At 69.4% G+C, this 16951-nt stretch carries 15 protein-coding genes; 10 read left to right on the top strand and 5 right to left on the bottom strand.

What is annotated here, in order from left to right:
• Nucleotides 1-311: 311 nt before the first annotated feature.
• Nucleotides 312-1724 (bottom strand): MFS transporter, encoded by a 1413-nt coding sequence (locus AC1MBE_RS14890; RefSeq protein ID WP_479779271.1) that lies wholly within the window; start codon nt 1722-1724, stop codon nt 312-314.
• Nucleotides 1725-1915: 191 nt separating this feature from the next.
• Between AC1MBE_RS14890 and AC1MBE_RS14885 the strand changes: the two genes are divergently transcribed.
• From AC1MBE_RS14885 to AC1MBE_RS14860, 6 genes are all read left to right on the top strand, one after another.
• A complete protein-coding gene (locus AC1MBE_RS14885; RefSeq protein ID WP_479779270.1) occupies nt 1916-2242 on the top strand; it encodes an ArsR/SmtB family transcription factor in 327 nt (108 codons plus the stop codon).
• Complete coding sequence (locus AC1MBE_RS14880; protein ID WP_479779269.1) at nt 2239-3015, top strand: cation diffusion facilitator family transporter; 777 nt, start codon at nt 2239-2241, stop codon at nt 3013-3015. Before AC1MBE_RS14885 ends, AC1MBE_RS14880 begins: the two co-directional genes overlap by 4 nt.
• A gap of 44 nt (nt 3016-3059) precedes the next feature.
• A complete protein-coding gene (locus AC1MBE_RS14875) occupies nt 3060-3767 on the top strand; it encodes a DsbA family protein (protein ID WP_479779268.1) in 708 nt (235 codons plus the stop codon).
• A 260-nt stretch (nt 3768-4027) separates the two neighbouring features.
• On the top strand, nt 4028-5494 hold the full coding sequence (locus AC1MBE_RS14870; RefSeq protein WP_479779267.1) for an MFS transporter: 1467 nt from the start codon (nt 4028-4030) through the stop codon (nt 5492-5494).
• Nucleotides 5495-7708 (top strand): molybdopterin oxidoreductase family protein, encoded by a 2214-nt coding sequence (locus AC1MBE_RS14865; RefSeq protein ID WP_479779266.1) that lies wholly within the window; start codon nt 5495-5497, stop codon nt 7706-7708.
• The gene (locus AC1MBE_RS14860; RefSeq protein ID WP_479779265.1) at nt 7705-9258 is read left to right on the top strand and encodes an FAD-dependent oxidoreductase; all 1554 of its coding nucleotides are present in this window, start codon (nt 7705-7707) and stop codon (nt 9256-9258) included. The genes AC1MBE_RS14865 and AC1MBE_RS14860 overlap by 4 nt, the downstream gene beginning before the upstream one ends.
• A 96-nt stretch (nt 9259-9354) precedes the next feature.
• On the opposite strand, the gene AC1MBE_RS14855 is transcribed toward AC1MBE_RS14860, so the two are convergent.
• A complete protein-coding gene (locus AC1MBE_RS14855; RefSeq protein WP_479779264.1) occupies nt 9355-9735 on the bottom strand; it encodes a hypothetical protein in 381 nt (126 codons plus the stop codon).
• Between the two features lie 173 nt (nt 9736-9908).
• Between AC1MBE_RS14855 and AC1MBE_RS14850 the strand changes: the two genes are divergently transcribed.
• A complete protein-coding gene (locus AC1MBE_RS14850) occupies nt 9909-10547 on the top strand; it encodes a hypothetical protein (protein ID WP_479779263.1) in 639 nt (212 codons plus the stop codon).
• Here AC1MBE_RS14850 and AC1MBE_RS14845 read toward each other — a convergent pair.
• Nucleotides 10544-11083, bottom strand: a complete 540-nt coding sequence (locus tag AC1MBE_RS14845; protein WP_479779262.1) for a flavodoxin domain-containing protein — start codon at nt 11081-11083, stop codon at nt 10544-10546. The genes AC1MBE_RS14850 and AC1MBE_RS14845 overlap by 4 nt on opposite strands.
• A gap of 277 nt (nt 11084-11360) precedes the next feature.
• On the opposite strand from AC1MBE_RS14845, the gene AC1MBE_RS14840 reads away from it, so the two are divergent.
• Both AC1MBE_RS14840 and AC1MBE_RS14835 read left to right on the top strand, forming a co-directional pair.
• Nucleotides 11361-12227 (top strand): right-handed parallel beta-helix repeat-containing protein, encoded by an 867-nt coding sequence (locus AC1MBE_RS14840; protein WP_479779261.1) that lies wholly within the window; start codon nt 11361-11363, stop codon nt 12225-12227.
• Between the two features lie 125 nt (nt 12228-12352).
• Nucleotides 12353-13810, top strand: a complete 1458-nt coding sequence (locus AC1MBE_RS14835; RefSeq protein WP_479779260.1) for a benzaldehyde dehydrogenase — start codon at nt 12353-12355, stop codon at nt 13808-13810.
• Nucleotides 13811-13882: 72 nt separating this feature from the next.
• On the opposite strand, the gene AC1MBE_RS14830 is transcribed toward AC1MBE_RS14835, so the two are convergent.
• Entirely contained in the window at nt 13883-14608 is a 726-nt protein-coding gene (locus AC1MBE_RS14830) for a hypothetical protein (protein WP_479779259.1), read from the bottom strand.
• Between the two features lie 21 nt (nt 14609-14629).
• A complete protein-coding gene (locus AC1MBE_RS14825; protein ID WP_479779258.1) occupies nt 14630-16045 on the bottom strand; it encodes an NAD(P)H-quinone dehydrogenase in 1416 nt (471 codons plus the stop codon).
• Between the two features lie 82 nt (nt 16046-16127).
• Between AC1MBE_RS14825 and AC1MBE_RS14820 the strand changes: the two genes are divergently transcribed.
• Nucleotides 16128-16946 (top strand): purine-nucleoside phosphorylase, encoded by an 819-nt coding sequence (locus tag AC1MBE_RS14820; RefSeq protein ID WP_175322747.1) that lies wholly within the window; start codon nt 16128-16130, stop codon nt 16944-16946.
• Nucleotides 16947-16951: the final 5 nt, after the last annotated feature.

Here is a 16951-nt window from a genome sequence, read left to right as displayed (position 1 = left end):
AGGAACTGCGGGAGCGTCGGGCCCACAACCACCAGACCTGAGGGAGCGTCGGGCCCACGCCGGCACAACCTGCGGGAGCGTCGGGCCCACAACCACCAGACCTGAGGGAGCGTCGGGCCCACAACCACCAGACCTGAGGGAGCGTCGGGCCCACAACCACCAGACCTGAGGGAGCGTCGGGCCCACAACCACCGGACCTGAGGGAGCGTCGGGCCCACGCCGGCACAACCTGCGGGAGCGTCGGGACGCGGAAAAGCCCGGCGTGTCCGCAGAACACACCGGGCTTTTCGGCCAAGAACCGGGCTGGAGCGTCAGGCTACGTTGTTCTCGTAGTCCAGGTCGCGGGTTTCCTTGCTAACAAACAGGGCGATCAGCGTCAGCACGGCCATGGCGGTGAGGTACACGCCCACCAGCACCGGGCTGCCCTTCGCCATTTCCCAGAGCCAGACGGCGATGAACGGCGCCACGGCCGCGCCAAGGATGGATGAGACGTTGTAGCTGACGGCCGAGCCGGTGTACCGGACGTTGGTCGGGAACAGTTCAGGCAGCAGCGCGCCCATCGGACCGAACGTCAGGCCCATCAGCGAGAAGCCGATGATCAGCAGGCCCATGGTCCCCGCGAAGCCGGCGCTGAAGAGCGGAACAAACAGCAGGCCGAAAACGAAGATACCCGCGGTGACGGCGATCAGCATCTTGCGGCGGCCGTACTTCTCGGCCAGCGGGCCGGAGACCAGGGTGAAGATGCCGAAGAACACGACGCCGGCAATCAGCATCCAGAGGAAGTCGTTGCGGGTGTAGCCCAGACCCGGAACGAACGCCGCGGCGGCCGCTTCGGTCATCGGCTTGCCGGCCTTCTCTGCGGCGGCCTTGGCGGCGTCCAGGGTGGACGCGCGGGTGCCGTAGGTCAGCGTGAACGTGGTCATCAGGTAGAAGAGCACGTAGGTGGCGAGCATGATGAACGTGCCCAGGATCAGTTGGCGCCAGCTCGTCTTGAAGACGCGGCCCAGCGGCAGCTTGGCGACCTCGTTGGATTCGAGGACCTTGGTGAAGGCCGGGGTTTCGATCAGCTTGAGCCGGACGTACAGGCCGATGATGACCATCACGGCGCTGAGCAGGAACGGCACACGCCAGCCCCAGGCCTCGAAGGCCGACGGGGACAGGGTGTAGCTGAAGACCAGGAAGATAACGTTGGCGATGATGAAGCCGATCGGCGCGCCCAACTGCGGGAACGTGCCGTAGATGGCCCGCTTGTTCGCCGGGGCGTTCTCGGTGGCCAGCAGGGCCGCGCCGCTCCATTCGCCGCCGAGGGCGAGGCCCTGGGCGAACCGCATGACCACCAGCAGTGCCGGGGCCCAGAAGGTCCAGCCGGGAACGGTCGCCGTCGGGAGGCAGCCGATCAGGAAGGTCGCGATGCCCATGGTGAGCAGTGAGGCGACCAGGGTCCCCTTGCGGCCGAACTTGTCACCGAAGTGGCCGAAGACGATCGAGCCGAGCGGGCGGGCAATGAAGGCGACGCCGAAGACGGCGAAGGAGCTCAGCAGCTGGGTCGTCTCGTTCTGGCCCGGGAAGAAGAGCTTCGGGAAGACCAAGACGGCGGCCGTGGCATAGACGTAGAAGTCGTAGAACTCAACGGTGGTGCCGATCAGGCTGGCGACGATCACGCGGCCGCGCGAGTTCACCTGCTTGGCAGACCCCTGCTCCGCTGAAGTGGCAGTGGATGACATGTAGTGACGCTTTCATGAAGACCGGCCCGCCCTGCGAAAAGACGACCGGCAAAAGGAATGGATATAGCTCCGATAATAGTTCGCCGCGTCCACACAATGGACAAATGTTCCACTATTTGGACGCCGCGTGTCGTCCGGATACGGCTCAATACAAAATTGCCTGAATACATGCGCCGATGTACTTTGGGGAGATGGAAACCCTCACGCATGCGCCGGTGTTGGCCCGGTTCGGCCACGCGGTCTCCGACCCCACCCGGGCGCGGATTCTGCTGGCTTTGGCGAAGGCGGCCGCGTACCCCTCGGAGCTCGCCGATTCCCTGGGGGTCTCGCGGCAGAGCATGTCCAACCACCTGACCTGCCTGCGGGGCTGCGGCCTGGTGGTGGCCGTCCCGGACGGCCGGCGGACCCGGTATGAGCTCGCCGACGCCCGGCTGGGGCACGCGATCAGTGACCTGCTCGGCGTCGTGCTGGCCGTTGACCCCGCCTGCTGCACCCCGGACGGGACGTGCCTGGCATGACCACAACAATCCAAGCAGCCCCTACCGCCGCCCGCCGTGCCACCCTCAGCCGGCGGATCCGGCTGTTCGCGGCCACGACAATCACCTACAACATCGTTGAGGCCGTCGTCGCGCTCTGGGCAGGCAACCTCGCGGACTCGTCCGCCCTCATCGGCTTTGGACTTGATTCGGTGATCGAGGTCGCCTCCGCGGTCGCCTTGTCCTGGCAGTTCTCCGCGAAAGACCCGGAACGGCGTGAGCACCTGACCCTGCGGATCATCGCGATCTCCTTCTTCGCCCTGGCGCTGTTCGTCTCCGTGGACTCCGTCAGGTCGCTGACCGGAGGCGGCGAGGCACAGCACTCCATCCCGGGCATCGTCATCGCTGCCCTGAGCCTGGCCGTTATGCCCGTCCTCTCCTGGCTGCAGCGCCGGGCCGGCCGCGAGCTCGGCTCCAGGACCGCGGTGGCAGATTCCAAGCAGACGCTGCTGTGCACGTACCTCTCCGCGGTCCTGCTGCTCGGCCTCGTCCTGAACAGCATGCTGGGATGGTGGTGGGCGGACGCCGGCGCGGCCCTGGTCATCGCCGGGATCGCCATGCGCGAAGGCATCAACGCCTGGAAAGGCGACGTTTGCTGCGCCGTCCCCCACGCCGTGGCCGACGACGTCGACGCCGCCCACAACGCCGATGCCACCGACGTCGACGACGTCGACGCCGCTGGCTGCTGCGAGGGCTGCGGATCCGGTCCCGAACCCAAAGTCGCCAGCCTCCCCATCCCGCCACGGCACGGCTGAGCTATGAACCCCGCCCGCACCGAAGAGAACAGCATCCGCCACCGATGACACAGACCCTGAATAACAAGCCGTCCCCCAGCGACCCGGCAAGGACGGCCCGGACGGCCCGCCTGCTGATCTGGATCCTGCTGGGACTCGTCGTCTTCGGCGGGCTCATCTGGTACGCGGCCTTCACCGCCAGCAAACCCACACCCACACCCGCACCCCCGCCTGCGGCCGCGGACGCCCAGCTCGTCCGGGAGGACAGCCACCGGGTGACCTCCCCGGCCACGGAGAAGGCGCAGCTGGTCGAGTTCCTGGACTTCGAGTGCGAATCCTGCCACGCCGCCGAGCCGCTCGTGCAGGAGCTGAAGCAGGAGTACGGGGACCGGATCACGTTCGTCCACCGCTACTTCCCGCTCCCCGGGCACCGGAACTCCGGCAACGCCGCCCTCGCCGTCGAAGCCGCGGCCGCGCAGGGCAAGTACGAACAGATGGCCGCAAAGCTGTTCGAAACCCAGCCGCAGTGGGGCAACAAGCAGGATTCCCAAAGCGCGGTGTTCAGGACCTTCGCGCAGGAGCTGGGCCTGGACCTGAAGGCCTACGACGCCGCCGTGGCGGATGAAAAGACGAGAGCCCGGATCCGCCAGGACGTCGCGGACGGCACGGCCCTGGGGGTGACCGGGACACCCACGTTCTTCCTCAACGGCAAAAAGCTCGTCCTCAACAGCGAAGAAGAATTCCGCCAGAAACTCACCGACGCCGCTAAGTAGGCCGGAGACCGGACAGGAACCAGCTCCGACATCTTCCCCGGCGGGCCGCCCAGCGGGGAGCTCGCTTGCCGCATCTACCCGACGCCCGGCGGCCGTGCGGGCGCGCCGACCGCCGGCCAGGTCATAGAAGCGCTGAAGAGCCGCGGCCTCACGCCGTTACATAGCCGCCGATAGGCAAACGTCACAGCACGTTAACAATGCGCGAGCCTCCCGGAAACGCGGCGTCCCTAGTTTTGAGGGACACCCCGAAGGAGGTCCCCGTGACTGCTGAACGCATTGCCGACGCCGCTACCGGCGTTTCCCCGAACCACGACGCCGACTCCGCACCTGCCGCCCCGGAACGCGCCTCGCTCGCCGAACGCACCGCCGTCGGCGCCCCCGCCCTCGAGTACCGCCCGGGCCGCTGGATCGCCAACTGGGACGCCGAGAACAAGGCCCAGTGGGAGTCCCTGGGCCGGGGCATCGCGCGCCGGAACCTGAACTGGTCCATCGTCGCCGAGTTCCTGGGCTTTGTGGTCTGGCAGCTCTGGTCGATCGTGGTGGTCCAGCTCCCCGCGGCCGGCTTCCGCTTCTCCACGAACGAAATCTTCTGGCTGATCTCGATGCCCAGCCTGGTGGGCGCGACGCTCCGGATCCCCTACACCTTTATGGTTCCCCGCTTCGGCGGCCGGAACTGGACGATTGTCTCAGCCATGCTGCTGCTGATCCCGTCGACCGGACTGGCCCTGTGCGTGGGCAACCCCGGCACCCCGTTCGGCGTCATGCTGCTCGTGGCCGCCCTGGCCGGCTTCGGCGGAGGCAACTTCGCCAGCTCGATGGCCAACATCACCTTCTTCTACCCGGCCCGGGAAAAGGGCTGGGCGCTGGGGCTGAACGCCGCCGGCGGGAACCTGGGCGCCGCCGTCGCCCAGCTCGCCGTGCCGGTCGCCATCACCGTACTGGCCGCCGGCACCGTGAACCTGCCGGTGGCCGGGCTGATGTGGATCCCGCTGATCCTGCTCGCCGCGTTCGGCGCCTGGAAGTACATGGACAACCTGACCAGCGCCAAGGGCGACGTCGCCGGTTCGCTTGCCGCGGTCAAGGAACCGCACCTGTGGGTCATGGCGCTGCTCTACATCGGCACCTTCGGCTCCTTCATCGGCTTCGCCGGCGTGTTCCCCAAACTCATCAAGGACTACTTCCCGGCGTTCTCCTCGATCGGCGTCGGCACCGTGGCCCTGTCCCTGGCGTTCCTCGGCCCGCTGGTCGGGTCACTGGCCCGGCCCTACGGCGGACGGATGGCGGACCGGCTGGGCGGCGCGCGGATGACCGTGACCGCGTTCGCCGCGATGGCCGTCATCACCCTGACCATGGTCTGGACCCTGCCGCTGGGCAACTTCTGGCTCTTCCTGGCCCTGTTCCTGGCGCTGTTCACGGCCAGCGGCTTCGGCAACGGCGCCACCTACCGGATGATCCCGGTGATCTTCGCCCTGCACAGCCGGGCAGCCCTCTCCGGGGCCAGCACGGTGAACACCCAGCGGCTGGCGTCCTCCGCGCTGGGCCTCATCTCCGCGATCGGCGCCTACGGCGGCTTCGTGATCCCCCAGGTCCTCAACGCCTCCAACACCGCCAGCGGCTCCTACACCCCGGCCTTCTACGGCTTCGTCGCGGCCTACCTGGTGATGCTGGCCGTCTGCTGGGCCTGCTACCTGCGCCCGGCAGCACGCCACGGCAAAGGACACGTCTAAATGGGCGACGGCGCCGCCACCCACTGCCCGTACTGCGCGCTGCAGTGCGCCATGACGCTGACCGCTCCGGCGGCGGATGCAGCTCCGGCGGCGGCTCCGGAGGCTCCGGCGGCGGCTCCGGAGGCCCCGCTGGAGGTGGCCGGCCGCGACTTCCCGACCAACCGCGGCGGGCTGTGCCGCAAGGGCTGGACCTCGGCGTCGCTGCTGAAGCACCCGGGGCGTGTCACCGAGCCGCTGCTCAAGGGCCCCGACGGCGTGCACCGCCCGGTCAGCTGGGACACGGCGCTGGAGCTCGCCGCCGCGGCGGTCAGGGACACCCGCGCCGCGTCCGGGCCGGACGCCGTCGGCGTGTTCGGCGGCGGCGGCCTCACCAACGAGAAGGCCTACCAGCTGGGCAAATTCGCCCGGCTGGCCCTCGGCACCTCGCGGATCGACTACAACGGCCGGTTCTGCATGTCCTCGGCCGCCGCGGCCGCGATGCGCGCCTTCGGCCTGGACCGGGGCCTGCCGTTCCCGCTGGCGGACCTCGATACCGCCAGCACCATCCTGCTGCTTGGCTCCAACGTCGCCGAGACCATGCCGCCTTTCGTCCAGCACCTGCAGGGCGCCCGCGACGCCGGCGGGTTGATCGTCGTGGACCCGCGGCGCTCCGCCACCGCGGCGTTCACGGCCGACGGCGGCGGCCTGCACCTGCAGCCGCTGCCGGGCACGGACCTCGCCCTGCTGCTGGGCCTGGCCCACGTGGTGGTCCACGAGGGCCTCACGGACGCCGGGTACATCGCGGACCGCACCACCGGCTACGACGCCCTGGCCCGCAGCGTCGCCCCCTACTGGCCCGAGCGCGTGCAGTCCCTCACCGGGGTCCCGGCCGGGCTGATCCGCGACACCGCCCGCCGACTGGCCGAAGGGGCGCGGCAGGACGGCAGCTACATCCTCACCGGCCGCGGCGTGGAACAGCACGTGGACGGCACGGACACCGCCACCGCCGCCATCAACCTCGCCCTGCTGCTGGGCCTGCCGGGCTCGGCCCGCAGCGGCTACGGCACCCTCACCGGCCAGGGCAACGGCCAGGGCGGCCGCGAGCACGGCCAAAAGGCGGACCAGCTCCCCGGCTACCGCAAGATCACCGACCCCGCAGCCCGCGCCCACGTCGCCGGCGTGTGGGGCGTCCCGGAGGCGTTGATCCCCGGGCCGGGCGTCCCCGCCGTCGAGCTGCTGAAGTCCCTGGGGCGGCCCGACGGCGTCCGCTGCCTGTTCGTGCACGGCGCCAACGTGGCGGTCTCCGCCCCGGACGCGAACGCCGTGATCGCCGGCCTGCGCAGCCTGGACTTCCTGGTGGTCTGCGACTTCTTTATGTCCGAGACCGCGGCCGAGGCGGACCTGATCCTGCCGGTCACCCAGTGGGCGGAGGAGGAAGGCACCCTGACCAACCTCGAGGGCCGGGTGCTGCGCCGCCGCCGGGCCATCGCTCCCCCGCCCGGCGTGCGCAGCGAACTCTGGATCATGACCCGGCTGGCCGGCCTGCTCGAGGCGCCCTCGACGTACAGCGAGAACCCGGAGACCGTATTCGAGGAACTCCGGCTCGCCTCCGCGGGCGGCCTGGCCGACTACTCCGGGATCGACTACGCCCTGCTGGACCGCGGCGAGGAAGCCTACTGGCCCTACCCGGCCGGGAGCACCGGGACGCCGCGGCTGTTCCTGGACTCCTTCGCCCATCCGGACGGCCGTGCGGTCTTCACTCCGGTGGCGCCCCGCCGTCGGACGCCTACGCCTGCCGGGACGGCCGCCGGCCCGGCGGACGCTGGCCCGGCCGGCACCCCGATGACTCTGATCACCGGGCGACTGCTGGAGCATTACCAGTCCGGCGCCCAGACCCGCCGGGTGGCCGCCCTCGCCGCCGCCCGGCCCGGGGCCCGGCTGCAGATCCACCCGGCCGCCGCCGCGGCGCAGGGCATCGCCGAGGGCGACGCCGTCGTGATTGCCAACGGGCGCGGCGAGGTCCTGTGCCGGACGGAGCTGAGCGCGGAAATCCGGCCGGAAACCGTGTTCCTGCCGTTCCACTTCCCGGGCCTGGAGAGCGCCAACCGGCTCACCGAGGCGGCCACGGATCCGGTCTCCGGGATGCCGGAGTTCAAGACCAGCATGGTGTGGGTGCGGCCGGCCGTGTCGTCGGGCTCCCGCGCCGAAGTTCTGCAGATGGAAGGTGCCCCATGACGGAGCGGATTGTGGTGGTGGGCTTCGGCCCGGTGGCGGCGCGGCTGATCGATGAGCTGCTGCCCGCGGTGCGGGACGGACTGGTGGAACTGACGGTGGTCGGCGAAGAGCCGGAAGCGGCCTACAACCGGGTGCTGGTGGCCGACCTCGGCGTCGGCCGGACCACAGCCGGGGCGCTGGCGCTGGCGGACGCGGCGGCGCTGGTGGCCGACGGCGTGGACGTGCGGCTGGGTACCCGGGTCCGCCGGGTGGACCGCGCCCGGCAGCGGGTCCTGCTCAGCGACGGCAGCTCCCCCGGCTACGACCGTCTCGTCTTCGCCACCGGTTCCCGTCCGGCGATCCCCAACCTCACCGGCCTCAACCCGGACCCGGCCGCCCCGGTGCTCCCCGCCGGCGTGACGGCGCTGCGGGACCTGGCGGATGCCTCGGCGCTGCAGGCGGCGGTGGCAGGCGGCAAGCGCGTGGTGGTCCTCGGCGGCGGTGTGCTCGGCCTCGAGACGGCGCTGGCCGCGGCCGAGGAGGGCGCCGCCGTCACCGTGGTGCACAACGGACCGCACCCGCTGGGCCGCAACATCGACCGCGGCGGCGGCGCGGTGCTCGCCGCTTCGCTGCGCAACTGCGGCGTGCGGGTGGCCGGCAACGCGCGTTCGGTTTCAGTGGAGACCGGGCCCGACGGCGGCTTCTCGGCGCTGCTGCTGGCGGATGGTTCCGCGATCGACGGCGATCTGCTGGTGCTCTCCTGCGGCGTCCGGCCGCGGACCGAACTCGCGGCGGGTTGCGGGCTGTCGACGGCGGCCGGCATCCTGGTGGACCACCGGCTGCGGGCGCACCACGAGCCCCACATCTTCGCGATTGGCGACTGCGCCGAGGTCCGCTGCCCCGACCCGGAGTGCGTGGCCTGCCGGAGCGCACGCGGCCCGTCCGGGCTGGTGGGACCGGGCTGGCGGCAGGCCGAATGGCTGGCTCATTACCTGGCTCTCCTGGCAGCCGGCGCTTCCTCCGAAGCCGCAGCTTTGCCGCCGCTGCCGGCCGAACAGCCGGGGGTGCTGGTGCTCAAGGCCCGAGGGCTGACCCTGGCTGTGGCCGGGGAAGTGTCTGCCGAGCCGTGGGACGAGGAGTCTTTGACGGCGGGGGCAGCCGTCGGACGGGCGCGGCTGCAGGTCGCGCAGTGGGCGGACCCCGAGCACGGCCGCTACGTCAAGATGACCACGCGCGCAGGGGTGTTGGAAGGCCTGGTGGCCGTGGGCATGCCCCGAACCGCGGCGGAGCTGATGCAGCTCTTCGAGCGCGGCGCGGAACTCCCCGCGGACCGGTCGCTGCTGCTGCGCCTGGACGGACCGGACCAAGCTGCTTCTCCTGTTACCGATCCGGAGCGCACCGTCTGCCGGTGCGCCGGAGTGAGCGGGACTTCCATTGCCGCCGCGGTTTCCTCCGGTTGCAGGACGGTGGCCGAGGTCTCAGCCTCCACCCGCGCCGGAACCGGCTGCGGCGGCTGCCACGAGGACATCAAGGGGGTTATCGAGAAGCATTTCCAGGGCGTAAAGGTTTGAGGGCGTGACTGCACTGACGTCAGGCGGACAGACCTATACCTAAGCCAAGTTCAGGAGCGATCACTCCCGTGCACCCGCGCCTCCGACGGGGCTTCGCTAAGTCACGCTGTCGAACTGCTTCTGCCAGTCATCATGCTCGCGATCAGTGTAAAACCGGCGCGTGGTGGTCCATCTGGGCAGGTAGTCCGGTGCCGGCAGCTCACGCGCCGGCATAGGCTTGGGCTTGGCTAAGGACTCCCGGCCGCCCCTAGGCACAGGCATGGCCAGGACGGGCTGGGGCATGGGCGGCCGCTGCGTTCTCGGCGCCGGATACGGGTCGGCGTTCTTGCTCAGATGGACCTTCCACAGGACCCGGAAAAGTACGTAGAGGATGATTCCGAGCAGGATCCATTGCCAGAACGTGACCACCAGCGCAATGGCGATCAGCGCGACTACAAGGCCGGCGGACGGTCCGTCATTTTTGCGGGATTTTCCCATGGCGGACACTATGACATAGCCGCCACAGCCGGAGATAGAGGACTTAATCCCTGGTCGCCCGCACCGGAACCGTCGTCCGTGTGGTCCACGCCCATCAGGCCTTTGTCCCCTTGGCTTATCCGCCCCACGCGGTTTCAATGGGCGCAGGTTCTCACCGTCTCCAGGAGGCAGCAATGTCCGTTCCCGTCATCCTGGCGGTCGCCGCCATCGTCGTGGTCGCCGTCGTGCTTGGAGTTGTCTTCAACCGGCAGAAGGATCCGCAGCGGCGGGCGACCGTACTGACGAGGACGGGCGTAGTGCTGATGGCGGTCTTCACCGTCTTCGGCGGCGCGTTCATCGGCGCTTACGCCATGGAGGAACCGGGCGGGTCTGCCGGGCTGATGATGATCCTGGCCTGGGCTGCGCCGATGCTGGTCCTTGCCGCCCTCGCCTGGTTCTGGCCGGCCGGAACCGCTCCCCTACTGATGGTACTGACTGCCGCCTTCATCGCCGTCTGCGTGTGGTTCGCCGTCGACCCGGCGACGGCGCGCAGCTTCCAAGCTGCCAACGGGCCGGTGCTGGCTGTGGGCGTCGTCGCCCTCGCATTCCCGGCCGCCGTCCTCGGTCTGAAGCGCACCGCTCTGGCAGGGTGGCTGCTGCTGGCGCTGGGGGCGCTGCCGCTGCTGATCACCGTCCTGGGCAGGTCCGGCCCGGCGGCCTCGCTCGCCGCGGCAAGCGTGGTCCCGCTGATCACCGGAATCGTCTACCTGGTCGCCGCCCGGATGGCCCGGGGAAGTTCGACGTCGGGGAACGTGCGGGCCGCGGCCGTCTAAGCGCCGGCTGCAGGCAGCCCGGCCAGGAAGTCCTCCGCGAAGCGGCGGACGCCGTCCCACTCGGTGTAGACGTAGTCACGGGACATGTCAGTGTCCGAGGAGCCCTGGCCCCTGACGATCTTCTTCATCATGTGCCGCTTTAGGAAGCCGTACTGGCTGTAGAGCAGCGCCCCGCCGAACAAGCCGACATGCGCCGGGCGCCACCCTGTTTCCTCCTCGAACTTCTCCACGTAACCTTCCGCCCGTTCTTCGTCCCCGACCACGGCGAGGCTGACCGAGAACAGCGCCGAGGGGAGACGTTCCAGCGCCGCCTTGTTCGCGCGGACAAAGTCGGTGACCACCCCCTCGTGCTTGCCCATGTGGACCGAGGCGCCGACGATGACGCCGTCGTAGTTGTCCGGGAGGGCGGTGCCGGAGGTCTGGAGGTCGGCGGTCCGGGCTTCGTGGCCGTGTTCACGGATGACGTAGGCGAGGTACTCGGCGATCCGGGCGGTCTGGCCCTCGACGGTCCCGAACGGAAGGTAGATGTTGGCCATGGTCCACTGTGCGAGCGCCCATCAGCGCCGGGCTAGGGCCGAACGTCACCCTGCGGGCCAGGGGAGGGCCTATGCGAGCGGCAAGGCGGCAACGCCGGCCGCGGCACAAAACCAAGTAGTGGCACCCAAGAAAACGAGTACTCCGGTAGCCGGCTCGGGCGCGATCAGTGTTTTAGGGTTAGCTGAAATCCTGCCGCAGGAAACCTGAGGGATCCTGCGCGGGGGACGCGGGAGCCGAGGACGGCTTCCATCCATACCAAGTTCTGGGGGACCTCTTTTGAAAAAGCCATTCCTTGCCGTGCTCCTTGCTGCCGGTTTCGCGGGAGCCGGGATCGCGGCGCCGGCGGCCTCCGCTGCCGCGCTCCACACCGTCTGCGCCGAGGGCTGCAGCTACACCTCCATCCAGTCCGCCGTGGACGCGTCCCAACCCGGAGACACCATCCAGGTCCAGGGCGCACTGACAGTGTCCGGCACCACCATCGTGAACAAAGACGTCACGGTCACGGGCACCAGCGGCGCCACCCTTAAGCAGACCTCGGATGCCGTGACCGTCCTGCTGGCCGCCGACGGATCGAGCCTGACGGACCTCACAATCACCAGCAGCGTCCCGTACCCCAAGGAATTTATCCAGGTCGGTGCCGCCGATGTCACCATTTCCGGCACCACGGTTTACGGCCCCAACCAGGCACTGCCGATGACCGGCTGGATTGCCAACCGCGGCGTCGTCACCCAGGGCAGCATCACCGGACTGGCCCTGAGTGGGAACACCTTCCACTCGCTGCGCAGCGGCGCGTACCTGAACCCGAACGGCAGCGGCGTGATCGAAGGCAACACGCTTTACAACACCAAGGGCGACTTCCTGATCGACAACGCCGACTTTACCTTCCAGGACAACCGCGCTGGAGATGCGGCCCAGCCCAGCGAGTGGGGCTTCGTCGTCTTCGCCGGCACCAGCGCAGACCGGTACCCGTCCATGGCAGCCCTGAGCGCGGCGAATAACGGCATGTCCGCGTGGGACCAGCGCAACGGAGAGAAGGTCGTCGTGCCGCTGTCGGCCGAGAGCTGCAAGGACAGCGGCTGGAAGAGCTTCGTGCCGGCCTTCAAGAACCAGGGGCAGTGCATCAAGTTCGTCAACGCAGGCTAAGCCAGGCCCTTCCGGCGCAGGGCACTCCACAGGGATGCCCTGCGCCGGCCTGCCGCTTGGGTGCCGCGGCGATCCCGCTTCGGTAGGCTTCGGTCAAGCGACATCCCACGATGAAAGGACACCTCATGTCCCTGCTCGACTCCGCCCTCTGGGAGGGCAAGATCTACCTCAACGGCTGGCGCACCGGCGGCGGCGGGACCGCTGACGCCGTCGAACCAGCCACCGGCGACACCCTGGGCAGCTACGGTGTCGCCTCCGTTGCGGATGTCCGGGAGGCCGCCACGGCCGCTGCCAAGGCACAAAGGGAATGGGCCGCCCGCAATCCCGAGGACCGGGCCGCCGTGCTGCGCCGCGCCGGCCAGCTCTGGGAGGAGCACGCCGCCGAAATCCAGGACTGGATTGTCCGCGAATCCGGCGGCATCCCGCCCAAGGCCGGGCTGGAAACGCACATCGCCGCCAACGAATGCTACGACGCGTCCGCGCTGCCCTCACTCCCGGCCGGCGACGTGCTCACCTCCAACGAAAACCGCTGGTCCTTCGCCCGGCGCCGGCCGGTGGGCGTGGTTTCGGTGATCGCCCCGTTTAACTTCCCGCTGATCCTTTCGATCCGCGCCGTCGCCCCGGCCCTGGCCCTCGGCAACGCCGTGCTGCTCAAGCCGGACCCGCGCACCGCGGTCTGCGGCGGGGTGACGGTAATGCGGATCTTCGAGGAGGCCGGCCTCCCGTCGGGGCTGCTCTCCCTGCTCCCCGGCGGCGCGGAGATCGGCGCCGCCGTCGTCGAGGCCCCCGAGGTCCGGGTCATCGCCTTTACCGGCTCGACGGCGGCCGGCCGCAAGATCGGCGAAACCGCCGGCCGGCTGCTCAAGCGCGCGCACCTCGAACTAGGCGGCAACAACGCACTGATCGTGCTGCCCGGCGCCGACCTGGCCAGGGCGGCCTCCGCGGCGGCGTTCGGATCATTCATGCACCAGGGCCAGATCTGCATGGCGGCCGGCCGGCACATTGTGCACGAGGACATCTACGACGACTACGTCGCCGCCCTCGCCGAAAAAGCCGGGCACCTGCCGGTGGGAGATCCGAAGAGCGGCACCGTGGCACTCGGCCCGGTGATCGACGAACGCCAGCTGCACCGGGTGGACGGGATCGTCCAGGACGCGGTGCAGGCCGGCGCCCGGCTGGCCGCCGGCGGCACCCACGACGGACGGTTCTACCAGCCCACCGTGCTGGTGGACCTCAAGCAGGACAGCCCGGCGTGGAAGGACGAAGTCTTCGGCCCGGTGGCCCCGGTGATGAAGTTCTCCACCCTGGACGAGGCCGTGGCGCTGGCCAACGACAACGAATACGGGCTGTCCATCGGCATCCTGGGCGACGTCGGCATGGCCATGACCATCGCGGACCGGCTGGATTCCGGCAAGGTCCACATCAACGAGCAGACGGTCTCCGACGAGGCCAACTCCCCGTTCGGTGGGACGAAGAACTCCGGCAACGGCTCACGGATCGGCGGGCACCACGCCAACATGGAGTCCTTCACCGAGATCCAGTGGCTCACCATGCGCCCGGACATCGCACCGTACCCGTTCTAAGGCTCGGGCCCGTTCTCTACGGGAGAAGGCAGGGGGAACCGGCGCCAACTGCCGCCGGTTCCCCTGCCCGGTTCAGTGTTCCGCGGCGAGGTGCGTGGCGGGATCAAATGGCTCGAACACCGACGAACCGATCATGAAGATGCCGCGCTGGGGAATCCAGAAGTCCCCCAGCCTGTCCTGGACCGGCAGCGCCGAAGCCTGCCCCAGGCTATGCCCCCGCAAGTGCGCTGTGCTGTCGCGGATAAACCACATCCGGCGCGGGCGCGCACCGAACGTCTGGCCGTTGGGCACCCTGCCCGTCAGCCCGATGTGCCCGGCACCCAGCACCGGTCCGGCGACGGCCCCCATGGCGCGCAGAAATGTCCGGTTGCGCCATAGCGGCTCCGGGACCGACCCCGCCACCGCCGACATCAGCCGGGTGACCGGCGTCGCAGCCAGCGTCAGATCCCAGGCCAGGTCCACCCCGTCACCTACCTCCACGCTGAAGGAGTAGTCGTCATGCCAGCGGATGGAAATCCCCACCGTGGACGAGGAGCCGAGGGCGCTGCCGAAGTAGCGTGGACAGGACGACGCGGCGGCGGTGGTGCTGTGCATCGTCCAGACCCGGGCGGGGTCACGGATCCAGACCGAGCTGTAGCCCGGGCCGACGGAGGACGCGGCAAAACGCCGCAGGGCCAGGATGTAGCCGGAGCTGAACGGAACGCCCATCACGCCGTAGCCGGCAAAGCGTTCCTCCGGGCCGGACGGCAGCGCGGGATGGTGTTCCACGGACTCAACCAGGGTGCGGGGACTCTGCATGGCTACTGCCTCCGTTAGTTGCTACATGTGGACGTGCAACCGCCGCGCCGCCTCGGAGATGGAACCGCTCAGCGACGGGTAGACGGTAAAGGTGCTGGCGACGTCGTCGACGTGCAGCTTCTGCGTCACCGCGAGGGAGATCGCGAAGATCAGCTCCGAGGCGTTCGGCCCCACCACGACGCCGCCGATCACGGTGCCGGAGCCCTTGCGGGCGAAGATCTTGATGAAGCCGTCCTTGTGGTTGCGCATCTTGGCGCGCGCGTTGCTGCGCAGTGAGAGCTTGACGACGTCGCCCTGGTACTTGCCGGAGTCGATCTCGGCCTCGGACACACCGACGTTGGCGATCTCCGGGGAGGTGAAGATGTTCGAGGCCACCTGGTGCAGCTTGAGCGGGGTGACGCTGTCGCCAAGGAAGTGCGCGATCGCGATGCGTCCCTGCATCGCGGCGACCGAGGCGAGGGCCAGCACGCCGGTGCAGTCGCCCGCGGCGTAGATGTTCGGCGCGGTGGTGCGCGAGACGCCGTCGACCTTGATGTGGCCGCTCTCGGTCAGCGCGACCCCGGCCTCCTCCAGGCCGACCCCGGCGGTGTTCGGGATGGAGCCCACAGCCACCAGGCAGTGGCTACCGGTGACCTTGGAGCCGTCGCCGAGGGTGACCACGACGCCGTCGTCCGTGCGCTCCACGGTCTCGGCGCGCGCCCGGGACAGCACCTTCACGCCGCGGCGCTCGAAGACGCCTTCCAGCACCTCCGCCGCGTCCGTGTCCGAGCCGGGCAGTACCCGGTCGCGGGAAGAAATCAGGGTGACCTTGGAGCCCAGGCCGTTGTACGCGGAGGCGAACTCGGCGCCGGTGACGCCGGAACCGACCACGATCAGTTCCTCGGGCAGCTCGTCCAGGTTGTAGATCTGCGCCCAGTTCAGGATGCGTTCGCCGTCCGGGCGGGCCGTGGGCAGCTCGCGCGGGTGGGCGCCGACGGCGAGCAGGATGGCGTCGGCTTCAATGGTCTCGGTGCCCTCGGCGGTGAGGACCTCAATCGTGTGGTTGTCCAGCATCTTGCCGGAGCCGAGGAGGATGCGGACGCCCTGGCCCTCCAGGCCCTTCTGGATGTCGGAGGACTGCTGCCGGGCCAGGCCCAGCAGGCGGTCGTTGATGTGCTTGAGGTCCGCGCGCATCGTCGGGCTGCAGTCGCCGCCGTCGAGGTCGAACTTCACGCCCAGTTCACCGGCCTCGCCCACGCGGGTCATCAGGTCCGCCGTCGCGATCAGCGTCTTGGACGGTACGACGTCGGTCAGCACCGCGGATCCGCCGAGCCCGGCTCGCTCAATAATGGTGACCTGCGCTCCCAGTGAGGCGGCGACCATGGCGGCTTCATAACCGCCGGGCCCTCCGCCGAGAATCGCGATACGGGGTGCACTGAAATCGGGATGCGTAGTCACAATCATCCATTGTCCATCATCCGGACCGGCGCCACCAATAAAGATGCTGGGCTGGGCGGTAGCGGCACGGTAGCTTGTACCAGTGAGTAATACAGAATTCCTGAACACGGACCCCTTCGACGCCGCCCGCGCCGCCGCCGACTACATCGCCGAAGAGACCGGCGTCGACAGCCACGACGTGGCGCTGGTGCTCGGCTCCGGCTGGGGTGACGCCGCCGAACTGATCGGTGAGACCACCGCCACGCTCTCCGCGGACGAGGTTCCCGGCTTCTCCTCCCCCTCCGTGGTGGGCCACGTCGGCACCATCCGCTCGGTGCTGACCCGCGAGGGCAAGCGCGCCCTGGTTCTGGGCGCCCGCACGCACTATTACGAGGGCAAGGGCGTCCGCGCGGTGGTGCACGGCGTGCGCACCGCGGCCGCCGCCGGCTGCAAGACGCTGGTGCTGACCAACGGCTGCGGCGGCTTGAACGAGGACTGGGCGCCGGGCACCCCCGTGCTGATCAGCGACCACATCAACCTCACCGCCACCTCACCGCTGGAAGGCGCCACCTTCGTGGACCTGACCGACCTGTACTCCTCGCGGATCCGCGGCCTGGCCCGCGAGGTCGATCCCAGCCTGGACGAAGGCGTCTACGCCCAGTTCACCGGCCCGCACTACGAGACCCCGGCCGAGGTGCAGTACGCCAAGCGGATCGGCGCGTCCCTGGTGGGCATGTCCACCGCGCTCGAGGCCATTGCCGGCCGCCACGCGGGCATGGAGGTCTTCGGCATCTCGCTGGTGACCAACCTCGCCGCCGGCATCAGCCCGGTCCCGCTGAGCCACGCCGAGGTCCTTGAGGCCGGCCAGGCTGCCGGCCCGCGCATCTCCAAGCTGCTCGCGGAGATCATCGCCAAGCTCTGAGCCAG

The organism is Arthrobacter sp. BG5, from assembly GCF_056680155.1.
The sequence above is the reverse complement of the archived record's forward strand: the minus strand, read 5'-3'. Positions and strand labels throughout refer to the sequence as shown.